Here is a 25327-nt window from a genome sequence, read left to right on the forward strand (position 1 = left end):
ATCTACTTGCAATGAAAATTACGCTAGATCATCCATAAACGCGGGTGATGGGACAAAGAATAATGTACCTGTTACAGGGGTACTGAACTTAAGTAATTTATCAGTATGACCTTCAGTCGTGCCTGCAAACATATTTTCTAACATGCGATGGGTTGTTGAAAAATAACGCGCATAACCAATAAAATAAGTACCATATTCATTCTTTGATGGATTGGAAAAAGGCATATTGGCTCTGACAATTTTTAAATCATCACCGTTTTCATCTTGAATATTGGTGACAACATTATGAGAACCGGGTTCTTTTTCTTCATCGGTTAATTCAACATCATTGAATTTATGTCTACCAATGACTTTTTCTTGTTCGATAAGAGACTGCTTTTCCCATGCATCCATATCGTGAATATATTTTTGTACAAAGGCGTAGCTACCTCCTGTAAATTCAGGATCTTCATTGCCAATAACGGCATAAGAAGCACGCTCATCTTCATATTCAGGGTTTTCAGTTCCATCGACAAAACCAATAATAGAACGCCCATCAAAATATCTAAATCCATGCACTTCATCAACAGGTGTAACAATATTCTTTAGCTTTTGGCTGATGATAGAAGCTAATTCGTAACAGGCAGAAACTTTGAGAGCTCGAATATGAAAAAAGAGATCGCCTGAAGTCGAAACTGCAGTATAAGTATTACCTTTAATTTCTTTAAAGGTATTTAGTTCTTTGGGTTTTGCTTGATTGGGAAATAATGTAGCCCATGCATTTGCACCGAATCCCATTACACAGCTAGTTTCCAACTCAGGAAAACGTGTTTTCATACTACGCATGAGGCCAGAAAAATTATTACAAAAATCGATTAGAATTTCACGGTTTTCAGGTGAATGGGTGAGGTTAAAAACTAAGAAATAGGCATTCTCACAGGGTGATTTCGTAACATCTTGGTATTTCATAGTGATCCCTAAATGACGAATAATAGATGAATAGCAATTAAGTCATATTTACAAAACATTGTTTTTTAGTTTTACACCAAAACTCTCCCTATTACAAAGAGAGGAAGAGGTTTTTCTCCTAATTTATTATAAATAAAAGGAATGAAAGGCTAGTGTGTTCTTTTATTTCTTAGCATATTAATGTGGTATATTAATTAATATTTTCATGACTACGATAAATTAAAGATAAATGAGGGTGTTGCCATAAACTTGCTGGGGTGACGGTCGTTCTTTCCCAAGGAATTTGTCCAATAAACCATAATTTCCAAAATTGTAATTTAGCCTTAGGATTTTTACTTAATAATTCTTGAAAGGTTTCGATTTCACCTATACGAATAGAAAGTGCTGATTTATAAATATCGAAAACAAATTTAGAGCAAAATTGGCGGGAAGAGTCGTATTTAAATCCTGTGTGATAAAGCTTATTTAATCTTTCGGGGACTTGTGCGATAAGTGCACTTTTTTGTTCATCTGATAATTGTGTTGATAAACGGCGTATTGCATAGCGCTTACCTGCTGAACGATTAATAAAACGAGTTAATGTCGTTGTTGTTGAGAGTGGAACACGGCTTTCTGCCACTAAATAATCTTCACCATTATGGCCAACAATAATGCCAACATGATTACTCCAGCATAAAGAAGCGGAGGAAATTTGACGAAATAAAGAGGTACCAATACACGTAAATACGATATCACCAACTTCTAATTCTTGTGGATAATCAAGTTTTATCATCATTATATTACCTATTAAGTAGAAGCATAATTACTATTCTTTGACTCTAATAAATAGATATGGTTTCTATTTTATAACTCAATGACTTTAAAATAAAAAATAGGCTATAATTTAATGTAATCTTAATTTTAAGAAGAATGTCATTTTTTTATTCATAATAAGAAGCTTATTTTAGAATATTCGAAAAAAGTTATTGTGATTAATCTAATTGTTTATCTGGAATATCATATTTTACGACAACACTATTTTTATAAAGTAATTCAGATTTCAATAATTTAGGGAAAGCGCCTACATTATTTTTAGTATAAATATCTCGCCAAATTTCATTGCAACGGTACACTTGCTCTCTTTTTTTGATAAAAGCAGAGGCTTTTTCGTAGATATGATAGCGATACTCTCTCGCTTCGCTACACAGCAATTCACCTTCTAATTGATGTTCTGCTACATGTAATTTAATTTGGTGATCATAAGGTGTTGGATTATATAAAACTAAATCCACATAATTATAGAAAATAGCGGCACCAGATCCAAAAGGAAGGACTCTTCCCTCATCAGGAAAGGGATCAAAACTATGATTAGCTTTTTCAATCACTTTTAACTCAGAATGTAGTGCTAGCCAATGAATTAAATTACTTGCCTGACAAATTCCGCCGCCGACACCTTTTCTAGCCTCACCGTAAGAAAGTTGCATACCATCAATAAAACCTCGTTTGTAACTCGGTTTTCCAACCAAATAGCAAAAAGAGAAATACTCACCTGGGTGGATAATGATGCCATCAAGTGCTTTTTCAACTAACTTAAGATTTTTTATTTTATTGTATTGTAATTGAATATCACTTTCGCCACGGCGACTAATTAATTTAGATGTGTGTTTTAGATAACGGTGTGAAAGTCGCTGTTCTGGTTGAACGTCTCTACTGTATTTTCGACCTGAAAATCGCCAACTTAGCGAACGAAATAAACGACGCTGTGCCACTCTCAAAGTATAAAGAATAGGGTGATAGGACGAGAGTGTTTTACGCATAAAATCCTTTTAAACGATGTTAACTAAAGGAAGAAAATTGAGGATGTATCATAACGATTTAACTGAGATATTGATACGCGAATATCCTTAAAATAGATTAAATAAGAGATTAGATAATCAATTTACTTATTGATATCTTTAGTTAAAATTTGAGCTTGAGATTGTAAGACTGATAAAAAGTTCTTAGTGGCAGGAGAGATATACTTTTCTTTATGATGAAAATAACGAATGCCCCGACTAAATTGGATATCATCAAAAGAAATTTCACATAAAAGGCCTGATTTTAATTCTTGCAAAATAGATAAACGAGATAAAACGGAAATTCCTAATCCATGAATAACACCTTGCTTGATCCCTTCTAAACTATTTATTTCCATTACATTTTTGATCTCTTTATTATTTTCTTGGATCCTGTCTAATAAAAAATCACGAGTGGCAGAGTGCTCCGGTTTGATCAGAAAAACTTCAGATGCAATATCAGAAAATCTGCAATGTTTCTTTTTGGCTAACCAATGTTTTGGAGAGCAAATAAGCACGAGAGGATCGATAAGAAAGGTATCAAGGTGATATTCAGTCGGATCTAAATAGATATGATCTGACATGATTAAAAACTCTAATTCTTGGGTATCAAGTTTATGGATAAGTTGTGTTGAACTTGAAATATCCATGCTGAGTTTTACGTCTGGATACAGTTCTCTAAATTGCGCCATAATTTGTGGTAACAGGTAAACACCAACAAAATGGCTAGCGCCAAACTTAATTTCACCTTTAGAGGGATCATCAAATTGTCGCATATGCTCGGAAGAGGATTTTACTAAATTAATAATTTGGGTTGCGTATTGTTGATACACCTTACCTTGAGGCGTCAAATAAAGTCGATTGTTGATCCTTTCAAACAATGTTGTTTGTAATTCTTCTTCTAATTTTCGAATTTTAATACTGACACTGGGCTGGGTGCAAAATAGGCGCTCTGCGGTTTCAGTAACATTAAAACCGTTAGCGAGTAATAGAAAAGCATCTAATTGGCTTAAGTTCATATCAATACCATAAATTATTTTTATAGTAATAATATATTAATACAATTATCTTTATACCTCAATATTTCTATACTGGACTTCCTACCCTACATATTAAGAGGAACCGGTTATGGAAAAGACTGCGAAGCGAGATGATATCGCTAAACCAGCGCCATCATCACCAAAACAAAATGGTAAGAAAATAACGTTAAAAACAATAGGAATACCTTTAGCTTTATTAGTATTGTTAGTTCTATTTTTTATGCCAACACCTGATGGATTAAGTATTGAAGGGCAAAAAGCGATTGCTATTTTTTGCGCCGCGTTAATTTTATGGGTTTGTGGTTCTTTGCCCATTTATTTAACCTCGATGTTAGTCATTGTGTTACTGCCAATAACAGGCACTGTAGCAAAAGAGAAAGTTGTTTTTGGTACATTAGGTTATGACGTTATATGGCTGATGGTTTCGGCTTTTGTTTTAACCTCAGCCATGATCAAATCGAATATCGCCAGACGCTTTGCTTTATGGATGATCACGAACTTTGGTCAGACACCTAAGAAAGCATTATTTGTCCTGATATTAATTAACTTCTGTTTAGTTTTCTTTGTACCTTCAACAACCGCGCGTGCCACATTAATGGTGCCTATTTGTATGATCTTACTAGAGATACATAAGGCGATCCCAGGAAAAAGCAATTACGGGAAATTAATGATGTTGCAAGGCGTACAAGCTGATGCTTTAGCAACATCGGGGGTTATGACGGGAACTGCTGCCAACATTATTGCGGTTGGATTTATTAATTCACAAGCAGGTGGTTCGATTGGTTATATGGATTGGCTAATTGCCTCATTTCCATTGGCAATTGTTGGTATGGCTATCTCCTTTTTTATTGGATTAAAATTATTTTCGTTCAAAGGAGAGGTAGATTTTGAAGGCTCATTGGGAAAATTAAAACAAGAACGCTCTCAACTTGGTGCGCTTACTAAGAATGAGAAAAAAGCCATGTATATCTTTTTAATGGCAGTCTTTTTGTGGGCAACAGAAAGTTATCACCAAGATATGTTCGGTTTTAAAATTAGCGTTTATATGACGGCTGTTATTGCTGCCATTCTTTGTCTGATGCCTCGTATTGGTTTATTAACGTGGAATGAAGCCAATATCAAATGGGATCTAATGATATTTGCAGCTGGTGCTTATGCGGCTGGTAACACTTTAGAATCTACAGAAGGAGCGCAATGGTTAATTGGTAAAATGGTTTATGGACTCGGGCTCGAAAATATGAGCACTACAATGGTTTATATAGTGGTTGTCTTTATCTGTATGTATAGCCATTTAATTTTTACAAGTAAAACAGTAAAAACAACCATATTAATTCCAGCCATTATTGCACTTGCTAAAACATTGGGCATGGATCCGGTTACATTGGCATTAGCCGCATCGTTTACACTGACTTATACCATTACTCTACCTCCACATTCGAAAGTAAATACTATCTATTTCTCAAGCGGTTACTTTAGTGTATTAGAACAAATGAAATATGGATTAATTACTTGTTTTGTTGGGGCATCGGTAATTTCTATCGCAATATTTACATGGTTCCAAATTCTTGGATATGGCCTATAACCCATTAAATTAAGGAATAATAATGAGACTAATTTTATTAAGACACGGTGAAACCTTATGGAATATGGAATCGCGCTTACAAGGACATGCTAATTCGTGTTTATCACCAAAAGGTATTAATCAAGCAATGGCGATAAAGGAGAGTATTAAATTATTATCACCAGCTCGGATTATTACGTCAGATTTAGGCCGAACAGTACAAACCGCAGAAATTGTTGGTCATCCAGAAGCCATAAAAGAGCCGTTATTGCGTGAATTAAATATGGGGGAATGGACAGGACAAAGAAAACCAGAACTCATAAGACACCAAGCAGATAAATATAAAAATTGGCGAGCAGGTACATATACGCCACCTAAAGGCGAAAATTGGTTTGATTTTTGTGATCGTATTGGCGCAGCCTTACAAGGATGGGTATGTAAAGAAGACAGTGATTTATTAGCTGTCGTGCATAGTGGTGTGATCCGCGCAGCTTGCAAAGTCTTTTTAAACCTATCTCCGGAGTTTTTATTACCAGCAACACCAGGAACAATAACAATATTAAATTTTGACTTTAATTCTGATAAAGCACCAAAATTAGAAGCTTATAATATTGGCTCTTATATGCCAGATAAGAACGTCGCTGATTAAGATTAATCAGAATTGGTTTTCGAATTAACAGTAGTAATTTAATTTATATAACTATCTAAAAAGCACTCCGATATTAAATCAGAGCAAGGGAAACCTTGCTCTTTTTTTTGCCTACGAGAATAAAAATAAAATTATATATTTTATATGTAATGTTTTTTATTCTTTTTTTATTCAAGTTGTAACTGATAAGTTAAGTCGCATCTCGTTCAAAAATAACACATTAAGGACTTAAATTAATCAAATAGAATAAAAAGTAGCTTGTATTATTAAGATAAAATAATACTTTTTTTTATTCACACCATATGCGTTATAAAATGAAATAAAAAAGTTATTTATTAATGAAAAGTAGTGTTTAACTTTTATTTTGATTTAACAATGTTGTATCAATATATGAAAATTTAAAATAATTAAAAATAAACTTCATTGATTAACTAATAAAGAGTGTTCTTGGTTTTAAATTCTGATTTAAATCAAAATATTGAATATTATACCGCTATAACCAAAACTTGTTTATTATAAAAAACAATTAGATAATACTCGCAGACTGAGTTAATTAAGTATTTTGTAATTAATTCGGTTTTATTAATAAAAATTAATCGGAGAAAAAAATGAGAAAAAACTTACTTGCAACATTAATTGCTGCTACGACTATCTTTGTCGCTAATAATACATTAGCAGCGGATGGTACTATTGATTTTACAGGAGAAATTATAGATAACGCATGCGAATTAGCTGCGGGTTCTGATGCTTTAAAAGTTAACTTAGGAAAAGTATCTAAAACAGCATTACCAAGTACTGGAAGTACTGCCGCAGCAACAAAATTCACAATTAAATTAATTAATTGCCCTAAAACAGTGACTACTGCATCTGTTAAATTTGACGCAGATTCATATTTAGGTGATGACAGTGTTATTGCACTAAAAAAAGAATCGGGTGTAGCAACTGGTGTTGGGATTCAAATTACGGATGATACAAATGTTGTAGTACCTTTATTTACAGCATCTAAAGCCTATCCATTAAAAGAAAACATTGAAAATAACTTAGATTTTAGAGCTCGCTATATTGCTAAAACAGATTCTGTTACTGCGGGTTTAGCAAATGGTAATGCAACATTTACTATTAACTATAACTAAATAAGATTAAATATAAATTAAGGTTTAAAGGGACTTAAACCTTATTTGAATAATACAGTGGTGATAATATGAAGTCTATTATTGTCTTTTTAATTTCTATTCTTTTTTTTATTAGTCAATCTTCTGCGGGAGTTATTATTGGTGGAACTAGAGTTATTTACACCGAGGGGAATAAGAACGTTAGTATTAATGTTGAAAATCCGGATAATATTCCCTACTTAATTCAATCCTGGATAGATGATGTTAATGAAAATAAACAGTCAAAATTTACTATTACTCCACCTTTATTTAGATTAAATCCAGATAAAGCGAATACGCTGAGGATCTTTTTAACTGAAGGGAATTTGCCTAGTGATAAAGAATCTTTATTTTGGCTAAATATAAAAACAATACCAGCAACAGAAAAAACAGAAAACTCGTTACAGATTGCTTTTAAGACTCAAATGAAATTAATTTATCGACCTGAAAACTTAAAAAAAGTGAGTTTTGAGGAAGAACAGAAAAAATTAACATGGTCAAAAATTGGAAATAAAATTAGTGTGAATAATCCAACTCCCTATTATTTTAATTTTCAGATAATTAATTTTAATGGTAAATCAGTAAATGATGTCTCATATGTTGAACCATTTTCAACAAAATCATTTGATATAAATGATGGTAATGAACATGGCACGATAAACTGGGAGGTTATTAATGATTATGGTGCTAGCGTAAATTTATCAGAAGTTAAAATATAATAAATTATAAACTTAGGTTTTAATATGAAAATTAGCAAAATATGTATTAGCCTAATTTTATATTTGGGCTATACGGCTTTATCATATGCGGAAAACGACAAGCCAGATAATATCTACTTTGATCCTGATTTCCTTGAGTCATCGGATAAAGAGAGTATCGATTTATCTCCTTTCGAAAATAATCAGCAATTACCAGGGAATTATTACGTTGATATCTATATAAATACCAATTTAATTCTAACTAAAAATATTAGGTTTGAAAAAAATAAAAATAATAAACTTACTCCATGTTTATCAATAGATGATCTCAATGATTTTGGTGTTAAAACAACGGATTACCCAAAGCTATATACGATGACTGATAGTTGTGTGGATTTATCTGTGATACCCGATGCTAAAAGTGAATTAGAGTTTGATTCTCAAAGGTTATATTTGAGTATTCCTCAAATTGCTTTATCTAGAAATCCACGAGGGTATATAGATTTAAATAAGATAGATAATGGTATAACTGCACTTTTGCTTAATTATAGCTACAGCGGTTCGAAAAATTACGATCGCAAAAATAATAATTCAAGTGAAACGTCTCATTATATAAATTTAAGGCCTGGGCTGAACTTTGGACCGTGGCGACTACGTAATTATACCACTTGGTCAAATTCGGGTAACCAATCAGGAAAGTGGAATACTGTTTATACTTATTTGTCTCGTAATATAAATAAGATAAAAAGCCAATTAATGTTAGGTGATGGTGTGTCTCCGTCTGCTATTTTTGATAGTGTGCCATTTAGAGGTGCTCAATTATCAACAGATGATGATATGTATCCTGAAAGTTTAAAAGGCTATGCTCCAATCATTAGAGGTATTGCGCGCAGTAATGCCCAAATTACTATTAAGCAAAATGGATATATTATTTATCAGACAGAAGTCGCGGCAGGGCCTTTTGAGATTAATGATTTATATCCCACAGGGAGTAGCGGGGATTTATACGTCACAATAAAAGAATCTAATGGGAGTGAACAACATCAAATTGTGCCATTTGCTTCTTTGCCTGTTTTACAGCGTGAAGGCTATTTATCTTATAGTGTGACGGGAGGTGAATATCGCTCTTATGATAAGAATGTGGATAAAACTAAGTTTGGGCAATTTACATTAATTTATGGCTTACCTTATGGAGTGACAACTTATGGTGGTAGCCAATTAAGCCAAGACTATCAATCTTATTCTCTGGGTGCAGGAAAAAACTTAGGTGTTTTTGGTGCAATTTCTGTCGATATTACACATGCGAGTTCAACTTTTAATAATGGTATTAAGCAACAAGGGCAATCTTATCGTTTTAGATACAATAAAAATCTAAATGATGTAGGCACAAATATAGCGTTAGCGGGTTATCGTTATTCTACAAACGGTTTTTATAGCTTATCCGAAGTGTTCGATAGTTTCCGACGTACAAACTATAGCCCAGAAGTTGAACGTCGTCGTAATCGTGCTGAAGTTACGATTAATCAGAATTTAGGTGAAGGGAATGGCTCTTTAGCCATCGGTTATATAAAAGAAGATTATTGGAATAGCGATAAAAAAACGCAATCAGCAACGCTAGGTTATAACAATAGCTGGCAAGGGATCAGTTATGGGATGAACTATACCTATAATAAAAACACTAATCGTTACTCTTATGTGACAGGAGAAAAAACACAAAGTGATAATGAGCATCAATTTGCCTTTTCAGTAAGTGTGCCTTTTAGCGTATTTGACGATACTTTCTATTATAACTTTAATACAAATAGTAGTAGCAATAATACAAGTACAGGAAGTGTTGGAATTTCTGCGTCTCAGCTCAATAATCGATTAAATTGGAGCGCACAGCAAGGATTTACCAACCAAGATCAAGGATCTTCTGGAAATATCAATGCATCCTATAAAGGTCAACTAGGTGATATTACGGGAGGATATAGTTACGGAAAAGATAACCATAATCTTTATTATGGGGTCAATGGTAGCGTAGTTGCTCACTCTGGAGGAATAGTCCTTGGACAACAACTGGGTGAAACGTCTGCAATTGTAGATATTCCTAATGCAAAAGATGTTGCGATACTAAATCAAGCGGGTGTCAAAACCAATAGTACAGGCTATGCTTTAGTGCCTTATGTCACACCGTATCGTAAGAATACTCTAGAAATTGATACATTAATGTTACCTGAAAATACAGAAATGGAATTGACTAGCCAAACGATTTCACCTAGTCGAGGTGCTTTAGTTAAGGCTGATTTTTCTGCTAACGTGGGTTATCGCGTATTAATGACGGTTAATTTTGCAAATAAAAAGCCAGTTCCATTTGGTGCTCAGGTTATTTTTAAAGATAACAGCCAATTAAATAGTATTGTTGGTAATGATGGTGAGGTTTATTTATCGGGATTAGAACAAAGCGGAAACTTTACTATTAAATACAACAATAAAACATGTCATGTAAATTATGATTTATCAGGTATCCTTGATTATTTAGGACTCTATAAAACCACGGTGACTTGTCAGTAGTAAATTTAAATAGCATTAAAAATTAATATATAAAACCCAGTTATTTCTTTTATAGCTGTCGATATTTGCTACGCGTAGGAAAGTAAAATGACAATGTTAATAAGATTTTTTATTTTAATAACCAGTGTAATGATAAGTTTTTCTTTACTCGCTGGAAATTCGGTTACTGTTAATTTTTCTGGAAATATTAGAGCTGCAACTTGTAATATTTCTGGAGGAAGTAATATTAATATTGATTTAAAAGAGATGCCTGCGAATTTATTTACGACAACAAATTCGAGTTCAGTATGGAATAACTTTACGATTAAATTAATTGATTGTTCACCCACAATAAATCAAGTAAAGCTAACGTTTTCTGGTACACCAGACAATGCTGATGTAAATAATTTATATAAAAATGAAGGAACTGCAAAGAATATTGCAGTGCAATTGCAGAATGAAAATAGTAACGGGTTAATACCATTAGGTAATCAAAAATCACTGTATATCGCGGTTAATGGCCAGTCATCAGTGAATATTCCTTTAAGAACGCGGGCATTTAGTAAGCTTGGAAATGCAACACCAGGCACGGTATCTGCAAAAATAACAGCAACCATAGTCTATAGGTAGAGGCAGAATATTATGTATAAAATCATACCGTTATCCCTACTGTTTTTATGTTCTCCTTTTGCAGTGGGAAGTGTTGTTAATATTAATGTTTATGGCTCTGTGATTGCATCACCTTGTGAATTAGAAACAAAAAATTATTTGATTGATCTTAATAAAATAAATATTAGAAGTATTAAAAATAATCAAAAATCAGATTGGGTAAATTTTTCTATAAAATTAAAAAATTGCCCAATAACAACGAATAAAGTCACAATGACTTTAAAAGGGATTGTAGATCCAAATTATAGTGAATATTTTATTAATAGTGGCACCGCAAAAAATACGGCATTAAATATCGCAACACAATTAAATAAAAATATTATAAAAAATAACGAAAAATTAATAGCGAACGTTAATCAACAGACGCACAATGCTGAATTTCCTTTATCGGCAAGAATTATTGGTTATGGAAGTAATATCACTGTAGGTTCATTTAAAAGTCATCTTGAATTTACACTTCTTTATAATTAACGAATAATAAAGGAAATAAAAATGAGTCATATTTATCCTGCATCAAAAATAATTGGGAAAAAGATAGCTTATTATCGAGCTATGAATGGGTACACTTTGAGTGAACTAGCGGAAATAATTGGTATCAGTCAACAGCAGCAATCAAGATATGAACGAGGAATTAATAGAGTTAGTTTAGATAGACTTTATCAATATGCTCGTGCTTTTGATGTTTGTTTAAGCCAATTTTTTATTTTAGATGAAGAAGAACAAAAAGAGATGAAAACTAAAATAATAGATAAATTAGGAGATAAAAATGCGCTATGTAAGCACTAAATCTATTTTTTTATTAAGTGGAGTTTTATTTTATTCCACATATACTTTTTCCGCTTGTATTCAAAATCCGAATCTTAAAAATATTCGAGTTAATATACCAAATAGAGTTTATTCAATTCAATATGATGATACGGGAACTCGTGTATTAGATGAATTCCGGATAAATTATAATAATGGGCCTATAAATACATTTTCTGGTAATGATGGGCAATGTGGTAATGCATCAATTTCAGGTAATTATACAAATGGATGGGTACCTAATGCGAATAAGATAGCTCAAACTAATATTCCAGGTATTAGTATACAAGTTAAGTTAAACGAGATAGGACCTCTGAATATTAATTGGTTTGGAAAAAGCTCAGATAGAAAAAGTTATATCATTCCTTACCCATATTGGACAGTCAGAATAATGAAAACAGGTCGAGTAATGCAGTCAGGAAGCTTGCAATGGGGAGAGGTTGCTAAAGCTGTGCAGAATAATACTGAACCTCGCAATACTACTTGGAATTTAACATCGTTATTTCTACCGTTAAATGCAATAAAAATAAACTCCTTAAAATGTACAACTAAATCATCAAGTTATAATGTTAATATGGGCACTTGGTATGATACCCAGTTTAAAAATATTGGCGATGTAAGTAAAAATGTTGATATTCCTATTACATTAAGTTGTGCCGCAGGAACCAACATTAAAACGACAGTAACCAGTAGTGCGGGGTATATCGATATTAATACAGGAAAATTGAAACTATCAGGCACAAATCAAGCAACAGGTATCGGAATTCAGTTATTAGATAGAAATAATAACCCTATTAAATTAAATACTAAAAATAGTTTGCAAAATCAGGTTGCATCTGGTGATTATATTTTTGGTTGGAAAGCGCGCTATATAAAAACAGGAAGTACAATAACACCGGGAAGCGCAAACTCAATTGCTACGGTGAATATTTTATATGAATAATTAATGAATATATTTTTGATATTATCATTTTTATTTTTTGGAGATATTATGAATAAAGAAATATCAAGATTAGTTGGCGCTAAAATTAGAGAATTAAGAATAACACACAGTATGAGTGGCAGTGAGTTTGGCGCTTTATTGGGAATAAGCCAGCAACATCAATCTCGTTTTGAAAATGGTGAGTCAAACATCCATGCGGAGAGTATTTATATTTTATCCTATCTTTTTGATGTCGATTTAAATTATTTTTTTGATGACGTTCAACATGTTGTTGATAAAGATAAAATAGAGAATAAAAAAAGTCATTACCAATCAGAGTCAATTATCGCAAATAACGATATTTGGCGTTAACTTTATAAGATGCCTAACAATAAACTAGGCATCTTATATTTGTTTTATTTAAGGCAATATTTTTTTAAACCTTACCAATACCCCAATACTTTCCACCATACACTACCTAGCGTTATCCAAATGATAAGGTTAACCACACTCATCACAAAGCCGGCTTTCCACCATTCGCCCAATGTGGCATAACCTGAACCGAAAATAATGGGGGCAGTTCCTGTGCCGTAATGTGTTAATGACATCATTAATGAAGATGAGAATGCTAAAATAAGTCCTAATAACATTGGTGGTGCACCAAGCGCTAAACCAGCAGCATAAAACGCAGCAAACATTGCGGTAATATGAGCGGTGGTACTGGCAAAAAAATAGTGAGAATAAACATAAATTAGTACCAGTAATATCATGCCACTGACCCAACTTATTCCCATACTATCAATACTTGCCCCTACGCTGAGTGACAACCATTTAATCAATCCTAATTTTCCTAAGAAGGATGCCATCATTACTAGGGCAGAGAACCAAACAACGGTATCCCATGCACCTTTATTTTTTAAAATATCATCCCAATTTAAAACACCTGTACATAATAAAATTGATAAGCCAATAAATGCGGCCGTTGTGGCATTAACACTAAATCCATCACCAAATAACAACGCAGGTACACCCGCCCACATAATTAATAGTAAGGCGAAGACTGCAAGGGTTATTTTTTCAGGTAATGAAATAGGCCCTAATTGAGCTAAACGCTCTTTAGCAAAATGAGGTGCATTCGGGGTACTGGTTATTTCAGGTTTATAAAGAAGATAGATAACAATTGGCATTAATATTAATGAAACGATAGCGGGTACAAACGCAGCAATTGCCCACATAGACCAACTAAGCTCATGTGTAGGATCAGTTTCACTAATAATTAAACTCACAATAAGTGGGTTGGGGGCTGTTGCCGTAATAAACATAGCAGAAGTAATGGGATTTATGTTGTAGTTCACTAAAGAGAGGTAGCGACCAATTTTACCACTTGTACCATCTTCTGCTTTAGAGTTAAAACTGTCTGAAATTGAACGCATAATCGGATGAATAATACCACCACCGCGCGCAGTATTACTTGGCGTTACTGGGGCTAATATTGTTTCGGCAATGGCTAATGAATAGGCTATTCCAATCGTTTTTTTACCAAATAATGAAATAAAATAATAACCAATTCTGGCACCAAGACCCGTTTTATTTAGGCTCATAGAGACCATAATGGAAATACCAATTAACCAGATAAGATCATTGGAAAATCCACTTAATGCATCACCGATAGCGGCTTTAGTCGAATTAGGATTAGTGACACCTGTAACAGCCACTAATGCAATAGCAATAATAGAAACAGCGCCGATAGGAAGTGCTTTGCCAATAATAGCGGCGATAGTACCAACAAAAAGGGCTAATAAATGCCAAGCATTGGGATCAACGCCTTCTGGAATGGGAATAAAAAACCATATAATAAGGGTAATAGAAACAGCGATTAATGTCGGTATGGGTCGTAATGGAGTTAATTTGTTCATCAGGTTATTCCATTAGGTTGCAGGTTAAATAAATAATCGGAAGTAAAAATAAAGCTAATAAGTATTTTTATTAAGGACGATCTTATTAACATATTATTAAATATTCATTGACTGATGTCATAAAAATAAAATTATTTATTAACTTGTTTTTAAAATAAGTTTTTTTATGTAACTTCATGTTATTAATATGCAGGGTGATTATATATCTCTATGTTTTATAGTGGATTTTACAAGTGAAATAATAATTTAATAATAAAAATAAATTTCGATAATAGGTGGTAATAAAGTTTAATTATGGTATGTGAATTAATTTAACATCACATAAATAATATTAAATTAACTGCTTTTTTTTGAGCTATGTTATTATCTTAGGTCGCCTTTATTTTATTAACCCATGTGATTATAATGTTATTAACAAAAATTGAATAATGGAAAACAGTTATTACAATTATGTTTGCCATAATATCAATGACTGAAGCAATTCAGCTAAGTATATAAAATAACCTATTGGGTGATACACAATGAAGTATGATTTAAATGATCTCTACTATTTTGTGAAAGTCGTTGAGTTTGGTGGTTTCTCTCAAGCGGCTGAAACATTAGGAATACCTAAATCTAAGCTGAGTCGCCGTATTGCTGATTTAGAACAAAAGCTCAATGTTTCTTTGATTTATCGTTCTACGCGGCAATTTCATGTCACTAAAATAGGGCAAACTTTTTATCAACAATGTAAAAATGTGGTTGCAGAAGCTGAAATAGCGCAAGAGCTTATTTGTTCAGCACAAGGGCATCCTCATGGCACAATTAAGCTCTCTTGTCCTGTCGCACTATTACAAATATATATTCAAAATATTTTGGTCGATTTTATGGAAAAATATCCGGATATTAATATTCAGATATTAGCCATTAATCGTCCAGTTGATGTGATTAGTGAAGGTCTTGATCTTGCTTTACGAGTAAGAGCATTGCCACTAGATGATTCAGGTTTAACAATGAAAATTCTAGGTTATTCTCGACGAGTGTTAGTTGCGAGCCCATTGTTATTTCAAGGGCGTGAGATCCCAATTTCCCCCGAACAACTTACAGATTATCCCATTTTGGCAAATAGCGAACATTCCCAACATTATACACTTACACTCACTCATGAAGATGGTGCGGTTTCTACACAGCATGTTACACCTAAATTAGCTACAACCGATGTTTTGACACTTTATAAAGCAACATTAAAGGGATTGGGAATAACAAGATTACCCCTGAGTGTGGTTGAAAAAGAGTTACAAGACGGCACGTTAATTGAGGTATTGCCAAGCTGGCGTTTTCCTAAAGATGTGGTTCATGCCGTTTATCCATCAAGAAAAGGGTTATTACCTGCAATCCAAGTATTACTGGAATATCTTGCTGATAATATGTCACCAATGAAAGAGTCAGATTGATATAAAAACGGCTCCGGATAGAATAGGGAGCCGTTTGATTTCTATTGTTTTTGTATGAAATAAAAACGTTATTCGTTAGGTATACGGCCAAATTTACCTTGGTTAAAATCATCAATAGCTTGTCTGATTTGTACTTCGCTATTCATCACAAAAGGGCCATAACCTACAACAGGTTCATTAATAGGCTCACCACTGAGATATAAGACAACCGCATCTTCAATTGCTTCAAGATTAATAGAGCCGCCTTCATTATCTAAAATAACCAAATCTCCAGTTTGTAATTGGGTCTGATTATCGAGATAAACACTGCCATGTAAAACCACTAAACCTACATAACGATCTTTTTTTGTTAGTAATGTGGTCGATTTAGCACTCTTTAATTGAATATCCCATACATCAACGGGTGAAAAGGTTTTTGCTGCACCTTGTGTATCGTAATAATCCCCAGCAATAACGCGAAGTTGCCCTGCATTATCTGATAAAGGCAATACAGGGATCGCATTTTCTTTCAGTAATTGATAGCCAGCAGGTGCTGATTTGGCATCTGATGGGAGATTAACCCATAATTGCACCATATCTAATACACCACCTTCTTTGGTAAATGCATCAGAATGGTATTCTTGATGCAAAATACCCGATGCCGCAGTCATCCATTGCACATCACCAGGACCAATAACACCGCCTTCACCCGTTGAATCATGATGTGCAACCTCACCTTTATAAACGATAGTCACTGTTTCAAATCCACGGTGAGGATGTTCACCTACACCACGGTTATGGCCTTGAGATGCAGGAAAATCAGTAGGCCCAGCACGATCTAACAGCAAAAATGGATTTAAATATTTACCGTGGTTGCTATAACTAAAAAGAGAACGAACATGAAAGCCATCGCCTACCCAATGTTGACGAGGTGCTTTATAAATACCAATAATTTTTTTCATCATAATGTTCCTATAAAATTTTTATAGGTACATTTTAAAGTGATTAATATATTTAAGTAGTATTAATAATAGATTTCATTATTCTGAATATAGAACAATAACAATATGTTTCAGTGTTCTATTTTTAGAATAGTGTTTATCATAATTGACTCTACTGATATTTTAATTAATTGGTTATTGTTTATTACAACGAAGGGGTAAAAGATATAAAGATATTGTCTTTTAATATTTTTTTAACCCGGATAATAATCAATATTTATTAATTAAAAGGAATAAATAAATGAGCACTCCAGCAAATTTTAATGGCCAACGTCCTGTTATTAATCCAGAAGATGCTGTTATGTTATTAATTGATCACCAAAGTGGTTTATTCCAAACAGTTGGTGATATGCCGATGACTGAATTACGAGCACGAGCTTCTGTATTAGCGAAAATGGCTACATTAGCTAATATGCCGGTGATTACTACAGCATCTGTTCCACAAGGCCCGAATGGTCCATTAATTCCTGAAATTCATCAAAATGCACCACATGCTAAATATATTGCACGTAAAGGTGAAATAAATGCATGGGATAACCCGGAGTTTGTTGAAGCTGTTAAAGCAACAGGCAAAAAACAATTAATTATTGCTGGTACTATTACGAGTGTTTGTATGGCATTCCCTGCTATTAGTGCTGTTGCTGAGGGTTATCAAGTCTTTGCTGTTATTGATGCATCAGGAACTTACAGTAAAATGGCGGAAGAAATTACCTTAGCTCGTATCGTTCAGGCAGGGGTTGTGCCGATGGATACCGCTGCGGTTGCTTCTGAAATTCAGAAGACATGGAACCGTGATGATGCAGCTCAATGGGCGCAAGCGTATACCCAAATTTTCCCTGCTTATCAATTATTAATTGAAAGTTATAGCAAAGCTCAAGAAGTATTAAAAAATAACGAGATATTAGATTCTCAGCGTTAATTAATTATCAACTCTCTTTGTACTTTATATTATCTGTGTTTAAAAATGCCTATAAAGTATTTTCTTTATGGGCATTATTTTATAAAAATAGATTAGGAAATTATAATGAAATTTATTTTATCTGCCGTATTATCTTCATTATTAATTGTGCCAGCAGTACAAGCTAATGAATATAAACTTGAACCAACACATACTAAAGCAATGTTTTATATCGACCACTTTGGTACTTCAACCAATAGTGGTGGTTTCTATGAAATTGAAGGTGATTTAACATACTTACCAGAAAAAAGAATAGGAAAAATAAACGTTTCTATTCCAGTTAAAACACTAAATACGGGATTAACGGCATTTGATAATCATGTAAAAAGTGCAGATATCTTAGATGCGGATAAATACCCAACAATTCAGTTTTCTTCAACAAAATGGTATTTCTCGGATAATAAACCCATATCCATTGAAGGGCTATTAACGATGAAAGGAAAAACATTGCCAGTTAAATTAACAACAACCAAGTTTAATTGTTATGAAAGCCCTGTATTTAATGCGCCAGTCTGTGGTGGTGATTTTGAAACAACCATTAAACGTTCAGATTGGGGCGTGGATTTTTTGGTCAAAGAAGGGATGGCTGATAATATGACATTAAAAATTCAAGTTGAAGCTATTAAGCAGTAAATTAAGTCATATTTTATTTTTATTTTATAGAAAAGGCCTTGTTAAATATAAGGGCTTTTCTGTTTTTTATATAATAATAAATATAATTTAAGTTAGGTGTTAAATTCTAAAAATAGAGTTAAAAGAGGGGGTATTTTTAATTGTTGATAATAATGATTTATTGTTGTATGTTATCGAGTTGTTACTTTGATTTTATTTCCTATTGTTTTATATGATTTTTATCTCCATTGTTTTGTTTCTTATCCGTTAAATTTCACTTTTCTATTTTTGATTTTATCTCTGAATTAATAAACTTTACTCATCATAATTTATTTAATAAATATCATCCGATTAAATAAAAATTTTTTACAATAAATAAGTGTGACTTCAATCACTCTACATTTCGATATTTCTTCAGTATGTTTATACGCAGAGATTCAAAATTAATAAATCAGACATTTATTTATATTGCTTAACAGTTTAAGCAAATAGGCTTCTTATTATCAAAAAAACGAAATGCAAATAGATATGTGCTGTTACATATATTAAATGCGTTAAGGATATCATAATGATCCATGCTTTTATTAAAAAAGGGAGCTTTCAGGATTCAGTTAGCCTGATGATTATTTCCCGAAAATTAAGTGAAGCCCCAGAAGTGGAAGAAATTTCCGTCATGATGGGAACACCAGCGAATAAATCTCTTCTTGATGTCACCGGCTTTTGGCATGACATGTTTAACGAAGCAACGCCGAATGACATTTGTGTTTCGATTAAAGCAGAATCAGACGATCCTGCCATTATCGATATGATTTCTACTGCTTTAGAAGAAGCATTAGCTGAAATTGCAAGTGGCCAGAAAGGCGGTAACAAATTAACGACAGTACGTAGCTGGCGTACCGCTAAACAAAAAAGTACTAATGCCAATATGTTACTTATTTCTATTGCTGGTGAATATGCCGCAGAATTGGCTGACACGGGCTTAGAAGATGGTTGTAACGTCATGCTGTTCTCTGACAACGTTTCTATCGCAGATGAAAAAGCACTAAAAGAAAAAGCGGCAGCAAAAGGTTTGATCGTAATGGGTCCTGACTGTGGTACTGCAAATATTGCAGGTGCGCCTCTTGCTTTTGCGAACATTGCTCCTAAAGGCTCTATTGGTATTGTTGGTGCATCAGGTACAGGTATTCAAGAAATTACCTCCCAAATTGTTTTACAGCGCCAAGGTATTTCTCATTCAATTGGTCTAGGTGGTCGTGATTTAACTGAACAGATTGGTGGTATTAGTGCAATCACTGCTATCAATATGCTGGCGGCAGATCCTAATACGCGTGTTATTGCTTTTGTTTCTAAGCCACCAGCACCTGCTGTTCGCCAAAAAATTATTGCCGAAATGAAACGCCATAACAAACCAATTGTGGCGCAATTCCTAGGAACAACCCCTGAGAAATTCCAAGACGACAATATTTATTTTACTCGCACGTTAGATGAAACGGCGCGCATTGCAGCTGAATTAGCACGTGTTGAAGATATCGCGGCTGAGTTACCAAAAGTTACTGGTAAGAAAATCATTGGTCTTTATGCCGGTGGTACGCTAGCGGCTGAATGCGCCATGTTGTTATCTGAAAAACTTAATGTTGAAGTCGATAACGAGCATAAGCAAGGCACCATGTTAGATGCTGATGGTCACAAAATTATCGATATGGGGGATGATTTTTATACACAAGGTAAACCTCACCCAATGATTGATCCATCAACTCGTAACAAATTTATTAGTGAGCTCAGTAATAAAACAGAAGCGGGCGTATTACTGGTTGATTTTGTTATTGGTTATGGTGCAACTCAAGATCCTGCCGGCGCGTTAATTCAAGAAATCAAAAAACTGAATGAAAAACGTGGCGAAGCCAATCCATTAATCACGATCGCAACCATTACTGGTACTGAAGATGATCCGCAAAACCGTAGCGAACAGCAAAAACAGCTAAAAGAAGCGGGAATTATTGTCATGGATACGTTGCCAGAAGCGGTTTTATTAGCAAAAGAATTAATCCAGCCACATCCAGCAGAAGCACATGCTGAAGTGTCACCATTGCTTAACGGGATCTCAGTGATCAACGCAGGCCTACGTAGCTTTGCAGACGATCTGCAATCAAGTGGGACTCCTGTTGTGCATTATCAGTGGGCACCTGTCGCAGGTGGTAACAAAAAACTGGCTGAAATATTAAAGAAATTGAAATAAGGAATTGCAGATATGTATTCAACTATCGAACAAGCGAATGAAGCAGTTATCGAACGTATCCGTGAAGCCCGTCCTCACTGGTGTGATGTTAACTTAGCAAAAGAAGTTGTACCGGCTTTAGAAACAGGTAAAAAATTACTTCATGCAGGTCCTCCTGTGACTTGGGGGGAAATGAGTGGCCCTGTTCGCGGTGCATGTATCGGTGCTTCTTTATTTGAAGGCTGGGCTGAAACTGAAGAACAAGCATTAGCGATGTTAGAAGCGGGTGAAATTGAATTTATCCCTTGCCATAACGTAAATGCAGTAGGTCCAATGGGCGGTATTACTTCTGCTCATATGCCAATGTTGGTGATTAAAAACCACATTCACGGTAACTACGCTTACTGCAACATGAACGAAGGTATCGGTAAAGTGATGCGTTTTGGTGCTTACGGCCCAGACGTGCAAGAGCGTCTACATTGGATGCAAAATAGTTTAGCACCAGTATTAAAAGCTGCGATTGCCACTTTTGAAAATGGTATCGACCTGACTGCAATTATGGGTCAAGCAATTACGATGGGTGATGAATTCCACCAACGTAATATCGCAGCTTCAGCCCTGTTACTGCGTCAATTGGCACCAGTATTAAGCACATTAGATTTTGAAGATGCTGAAATCACAAAAGTGACTAAATTCCTGAGCATTACAGATCAGTTCTTCCTGAACTTAGCAATGGCTTACTGTAAAGCTGCGATGGATGCAGGTGCTCAAATCAAACAAGGTACTATCGTTACCGTTATGACCCGTAATGGTAGCAACTTTGGTATCAAAATCAGTGGAATGGGCGACCAATGGTTTACTGCTCCAGTAAATACACCACAAGGTCTGTTCTTCTCTGGTTTTAGTCAAGCAGATGCAAATCCAGATATCGGTGACAGTGCAATTACTGAAACTTTCGGTATTGGTGGCGCGGCAATGGTTGCAGCACCAGGTGTAACGCGTTTCGTTGGCGCATCAGGTGGTATGGATGCTGCGCGTGAAGTGACTGAAGAAATGGCTGAGATCTACCTTGCTCGTAACATGATGTTGCAAATTCCAACTTGGGATTTCCAAGGTGCATGTTTAGGATTAGATGCTCGTCGCGTTGTTGAAACGGGTATTACACCACTGATTAATACTGGTATTGCACATAAAGAGCCGGGTGTTGGCCAGATTGGTGCAGGTACTGTACGCGCACCTTTAGGTTGCTTTGAAAAAGCGATTGTTGCATTGGCAGAAGAGTTAGGCATCGACGCTTAATCGTGCTTTGTAACGATAAATCACAGCAATAAAGGGGGCATTATGCAAATTCAAGCACTTCAAACCAGCCAGCATATCACTGATTTTGAAGGTGGGATTAAATGTGTGGGCATTTATGACCATGCTTTGAATTTTATTTGTCCCCAGCAGCGCTTAATTACTTTCCATCGTGAAGGAAGAGGATTAAGCCCGATGGGATGGTTGCTGAAACAAGATGATTTCGATTATTTTGCTAAACACTGCCATCCCTCGGTTATGATGAGCCTTAAAAATCATCAAGCAATACTCGCAAATAAACTCACTCTACTCGCAGGTCAGGGTGAGAATTTACGTTTACAAGATAAAGCGGAACTCGATTTGCGTTGGTTAGAAAGTTTTTTTTCTCTGCTCTCACCCTCGATTGCAACAGGGTTGTATGGACCATTAAAAAATTATCGCCAAATCGCGCAACTCAGTGAAATTAAGTTATTAATTAAGCTATTTCATAATCAGTTAGCGGGCAATGCTGTTAACTGGGCTATTTTTACAGGGAAAGGCCCCGGATTAACGCCAAGTTCAGATGATATGCTAGTAGGAATGTTATTTGCACATTATTTAGCAGAGCCAGAAAAAAAACTTAATTATTTTTTTAATAATACTCCCCCTTTATCTGAATTGACCACCGTTGTCAGTAAGCATTATTTGGAATATGCCACCCAGGGAATATTTTCTACCTATCTCATTCAACTAGGTAAAAAAATAAAGAATAAAGAGATTATTTTTAAGGATATGTTGGAAATACTCTCTATTGGTCATCATTCCGGTGCAGATACATTACTGGGATTATGGATTGGTTACCAAACTAAAAAACAACAACAGCATATTTATTAAATTTTTTTAATAAAAGAATTTATATAAACATTCGGATACGGATAATTATGAAAACAATTGTTATTGCTTTAGGCGGAAATGCATTATTGCAACGCGGAGAAGTTTTGTCTGCTGAGAATCAATATAAAAATATTGAATTAATGTCAGAGACAATTAATAAATTAGCAAAAGAGTACCGTGTTGTATTAGTACACGGCAATGGGCCTCAAGTTGGATTACTTGCACTACAAAACCTGGCATATCAAGATGTTCCTGCATATCCGTTGGATATTCTAGTGGCTGAAAGCCAAGGTATGATTGGTTATATGATGATGCAAAAAATTAATCAGAATAACCCAGACCAAGCTATTACAACGGTAATGACGCGTGTTTCTGTTGATATTAATGATGAAGCATTTAACGATCCAAGTAAATTTATTGGCCCTATTTATGATGAAGCTGATAAAGAAGAACTGATTGCTAAGTATCAATGGACATTTAAACAAGATGGTAAGCATTACCGCCGTGTTGTGCCATCACCAACACCGAAAAAGATTATTGATATCGAAGCGGTAAGACTTTTATTAGATAAAGGTCATGTTGTTATTTGTGGAGGTGGTGGCGGTATTCCAGTTAACAATACAAATAATGAATTTATTGGTAGTGAAGCGGTTATTGATAAAGATTTAACAGCGGCTTTAATTTCTCGTGAATTAAATGCAGAGCACTTTGTTATTTTAACAGAGGCTGATGCTATTTATAAAAATTGGGGTACACCAGAACAAGCCGCAATTCGTGAAGCAACACCAGAAGAACTTGCACCAATGGCTGTCGCTGATGGCGCAATGGGACCAAAAATTATGGCGGTGAGTGATTTTGTTAATGCAACTGGGCAACAAGCACATATTGGTGCATTACAAAATATTCAACAAGTTATTGAAGGTCAGTCTGGCACTTTAATTTATAAGTCTTAATAAAAATTCTTTCAGGAGCGTCATTATGAACGATGCACAAGTGAATGAGAAAGGCAAAGTCCCTTATTGGGTCAAACTGACCATTATCTTCTTCTTTGGTTGGATTGCACTTTATGGTAGTCGCGCCATTGTCGGCCCATTAATGGTAAATATTGGTGCTGAGTTTGACCTTACTAAAGCTCAACTCGGTTCTATCATGAGTATTTTCTTTATCGGATATACTGCACTCAATATTCCATCAGGCATGATTGGTGACTATTTAGGTAAGAAAAAAGTATTAGTAACAGGGGTAGTGCTCTTTGGTGGATTCACCATTATTGCGGGTATGATGCCAACTTATGTGACCTTTATGTTTGCATGGGTCATGGTGGGGATCTTCCAAGGTTTCTATTATGGTCCTCAGTATGGTCTATCCTCAGAAGCGATACCGAAACATCGTATTACACTAGGTAGTGCGATTATCAATAGTGGTATGGCATTTGGTCTTTCTATTGGTTATTACATCTCAAGTATTTCTGTAGGCGAGATGGGGATGAGCTGGCGTGCGCCGTTCTATATTATTGGTGTTCCTATTATCATCATTGGTTTGGTGATGTTATGGATCATTAAAGATAAACCAAAAGCACAACCTGAGTCAGAAGCTGGCGCACCAAAACAGAAAGTTAAACTGACATTTAAAGATTTATTTGGTAATCGCAATATCAACCTTGCGTATGTAACTATCTTCTGTTCAATCTATGGCTTCTTTGTATTAGTAACTTGGTTACCGTACTACTTAGAAACTGAGCGTGGAATTACAGGGACACAAATTTCAACTATTGCATCATTAATGCCGTGGTTTGCTATTCCTGGTTCACTTATTTTTAGCTGGGTTTCAGATAAAATTGGTCGTCGTAAACCTGTGTTACTGATCATGTTACCGCTGTCATTAGTCGCTATTCTTGCCGTGCCAATGTCAGAATCAATGCCTGTGTTAATTGGTGCTCTGATCCTTTACGGTATTGTGGGTAAAATCAGTACAAACCCAGTATTAGTTGCTGTGGTTGCCGATAACTCACCACGACATGCACTAGGTACATCGTTTGGTGTTTATAACTGTATCGGTATGCTGGGTTCGGTTTTTGCACCAACACTAACCGGTTTCTTATCAGATAAAACAGGAAGTATGGACTCAGGTTTCTACTTTGCTGCTATTCTGATTTGTATTGGTATTGTGGCTAGCCTCTTTATTAAAGAAAGCAATAATAATAATGAAGAAGTAAAAGCGTAGTTACCTGTTCAGATAGTTACTGAATTAGTAGCA

At 34.7% G+C, this 25327-nt stretch carries 24 protein-coding genes; 18 read left to right on the top strand and 6 right to left on the bottom strand.

The window, feature by feature from the left end; translation table 11 throughout:
• Positions 1–18: 18 nt before the first annotated feature.
• From JEP40_RS05815 to JEP40_RS05830, 4 genes are all read right to left on the bottom strand, one after another.
• Positions 19–948, bottom strand: a complete 930-nt coding sequence (locus JEP40_RS05815; protein ID WP_198622825.1) for a Dyp-type peroxidase — start codon at positions 946–948, stop codon at positions 19–21.
• Between the two features lie 190 nt (positions 949–1138).
• On the bottom strand, positions 1139–1720 hold the full coding sequence (locus JEP40_RS05820) for a YebB family permuted papain-like enzyme (protein WP_232799182.1): 582 nt from the start codon (positions 1718–1720) through the stop codon (positions 1139–1141).
• Positions 1721–1919: 199 nt separating this feature from the next.
• Entirely contained in the window at positions 1920–2744 is an 825-nt protein-coding gene (locus JEP40_RS05825) for a VanW family protein (RefSeq protein WP_232799171.1), read from the bottom strand.
• A gap of 122 nt (positions 2745–2866) precedes the next feature.
• On the bottom strand, positions 2867–3781 hold the full coding sequence (locus tag JEP40_RS05830) for a LysR family transcriptional regulator (RefSeq protein WP_198622826.1): 915 nt from the start codon (positions 3779–3781) through the stop codon (positions 2867–2869).
• Between the two features lie 109 nt (positions 3782–3890).
• Between JEP40_RS05830 and JEP40_RS05835 the strand changes: the two genes are divergently transcribed.
• From JEP40_RS05835 to JEP40_RS05880, 10 genes are all read left to right on the top strand, one after another.
• Positions 3891–5384, top strand: a complete 1494-nt coding sequence (locus tag JEP40_RS05835) for an SLC13 family permease (protein ID WP_198622827.1) — start codon at positions 3891–3893, stop codon at positions 5382–5384.
• Positions 5385–5406: 22 nt separating this feature from the next.
• Positions 5407–6012: a histidine phosphatase family protein gene (locus JEP40_RS05840; protein ID WP_198622828.1), complete on the top strand. Its 606-nt coding sequence runs from the start codon at positions 5407–5409 to the stop codon at positions 6010–6012.
• Between the two features lie 608 nt (positions 6013–6620).
• Entirely contained in the window at positions 6621–7145 is a 525-nt protein-coding gene (locus JEP40_RS05845) for a fimbrial protein (protein WP_198622829.1), read from the top strand.
• A 68-nt stretch (positions 7146–7213) separates the two neighbouring features.
• Entirely contained in the window at positions 7214–7882 is a 669-nt protein-coding gene (locus tag JEP40_RS05850) for a molecular chaperone (RefSeq protein WP_198622830.1), read from the top strand.
• A 24-nt stretch (positions 7883–7906) separates the two neighbouring features.
• The gene (locus JEP40_RS05855; protein WP_198622831.1) at positions 7907–10414 is read left to right on the top strand and encodes a fimbria/pilus outer membrane usher protein; all 2508 of its coding nucleotides are present in this window, start codon (positions 7907–7909) and stop codon (positions 10412–10414) included.
• A gap of 87 nt (positions 10415–10501) precedes the next feature.
• Positions 10502–11023: a fimbrial protein gene (locus tag JEP40_RS05860; RefSeq protein ID WP_198622832.1), complete on the top strand. Its 522-nt coding sequence runs from the start codon at positions 10502–10504 to the stop codon at positions 11021–11023.
• Positions 11024–11035: 12 nt separating this feature from the next.
• Positions 11036–11533: a fimbrial protein gene (locus JEP40_RS05865; RefSeq protein WP_198622833.1), complete on the top strand. Its 498-nt coding sequence runs from the start codon at positions 11036–11038 to the stop codon at positions 11531–11533.
• A 21-nt stretch (positions 11534–11554) separates the two neighbouring features.
• Complete coding sequence (locus JEP40_RS05870; RefSeq protein WP_198622834.1) at positions 11555–11848, top strand: helix-turn-helix domain-containing protein; 294 nt, start codon at positions 11555–11557, stop codon at positions 11846–11848.
• Positions 11829–12809, top strand: coding sequence for a fimbrial protein (locus JEP40_RS05875; RefSeq protein ID WP_198622835.1), 981 nt, complete (start codon positions 11829–11831; stop codon positions 12807–12809). The genes JEP40_RS05870 and JEP40_RS05875 overlap by 20 nt, the downstream gene beginning before the upstream one ends.
• 48 nt (positions 12810–12857) lie before the next feature.
• Complete coding sequence (locus JEP40_RS05880) at positions 12858–13160, top strand: helix-turn-helix domain-containing protein (protein WP_232799172.1); 303 nt, start codon at positions 12858–12860, stop codon at positions 13158–13160.
• A 71-nt stretch (positions 13161–13231) separates the two neighbouring features.
• Here the strand turns inward: JEP40_RS05880 and JEP40_RS05885 are convergent, their stop codons facing one another.
• Entirely contained in the window at positions 13232–14704 is a 1473-nt protein-coding gene (locus JEP40_RS05885; RefSeq protein WP_198622837.1) for an anion permease, read from the bottom strand.
• 521 nt (positions 14705–15225) lie between these two features.
• On the opposite strand from JEP40_RS05885, the gene JEP40_RS05890 reads away from it, so the two are divergent.
• Complete coding sequence (locus JEP40_RS05890; protein ID WP_198622838.1) at positions 15226–16137, top strand: LysR substrate-binding domain-containing protein; 912 nt, start codon at positions 15226–15228, stop codon at positions 16135–16137.
• Positions 16138–16205: 68 nt separating this feature from the next.
• Here the strand turns inward: JEP40_RS05890 and JEP40_RS05895 are convergent, their stop codons facing one another.
• Positions 16206–17078 (bottom strand): pirin family protein, encoded by an 873-nt coding sequence (locus JEP40_RS05895; RefSeq protein WP_198622839.1) that lies wholly within the window; start codon positions 17076–17078, stop codon positions 16206–16208.
• A 280-nt stretch (positions 17079–17358) separates the two neighbouring features.
• Between JEP40_RS05895 and JEP40_RS05900 the strand changes: the two genes are divergently transcribed.
• The 7 genes from JEP40_RS05900 (at position 17359) to JEP40_RS05930 (ending at position 25294) form a co-directional block, all read left to right on the top strand.
• The gene (locus JEP40_RS05900) at positions 17359–18036 is read left to right on the top strand and encodes a hydrolase (protein ID WP_198622840.1); all 678 of its coding nucleotides are present in this window, start codon (positions 17359–17361) and stop codon (positions 18034–18036) included.
• A gap of 105 nt (positions 18037–18141) precedes the next feature.
• On the top strand, positions 18142–18708 hold the full coding sequence (locus tag JEP40_RS05905) for a YceI family protein (protein ID WP_198622841.1): 567 nt from the start codon (positions 18142–18144) through the stop codon (positions 18706–18708).
• Positions 18709–19255: 547 nt separating this feature from the next.
• Complete coding sequence (locus JEP40_RS05910; RefSeq protein ID WP_072070148.1) at positions 19256–20923, top strand: acyl-CoA synthetase FdrA; 1668 nt, start codon at positions 19256–19258, stop codon at positions 20921–20923.
• A 12-nt stretch (positions 20924–20935) separates the two neighbouring features.
• Positions 20936–22201: a DUF1116 domain-containing protein gene (locus JEP40_RS05915; protein ID WP_198622842.1), complete on the top strand. Its 1266-nt coding sequence runs from the start codon at positions 20936–20938 to the stop codon at positions 22199–22201.
• A 42-nt stretch (positions 22202–22243) separates the two neighbouring features.
• Positions 22244–23071, top strand: coding sequence for a DUF2877 domain-containing protein (locus JEP40_RS05920; protein WP_198622843.1), 828 nt, complete (start codon positions 22244–22246; stop codon positions 23069–23071).
• 47 nt (positions 23072–23118) lie between these two features.
• Positions 23119–24024, top strand: a complete 906-nt coding sequence (locus JEP40_RS05925) for a carbamate kinase (RefSeq protein ID WP_109409780.1) — start codon at positions 23119–23121, stop codon at positions 24022–24024.
• 25 nt (positions 24025–24049) lie between these two features.
• Complete coding sequence (locus JEP40_RS05930) at positions 24050–25294, top strand: MFS transporter (protein ID WP_198622844.1); 1245 nt, start codon at positions 24050–24052, stop codon at positions 25292–25294.
• Positions 25295–25327: the final 33 nt, after the last annotated feature.

It is taken from the genome of Proteus vulgaris (assembly GCF_016239305.1).
GTDB classification, from domain to species: domain Bacteria; phylum Pseudomonadota; class Gammaproteobacteria; order Enterobacterales; family Enterobacteriaceae; genus Proteus; species Proteus vulgaris_C.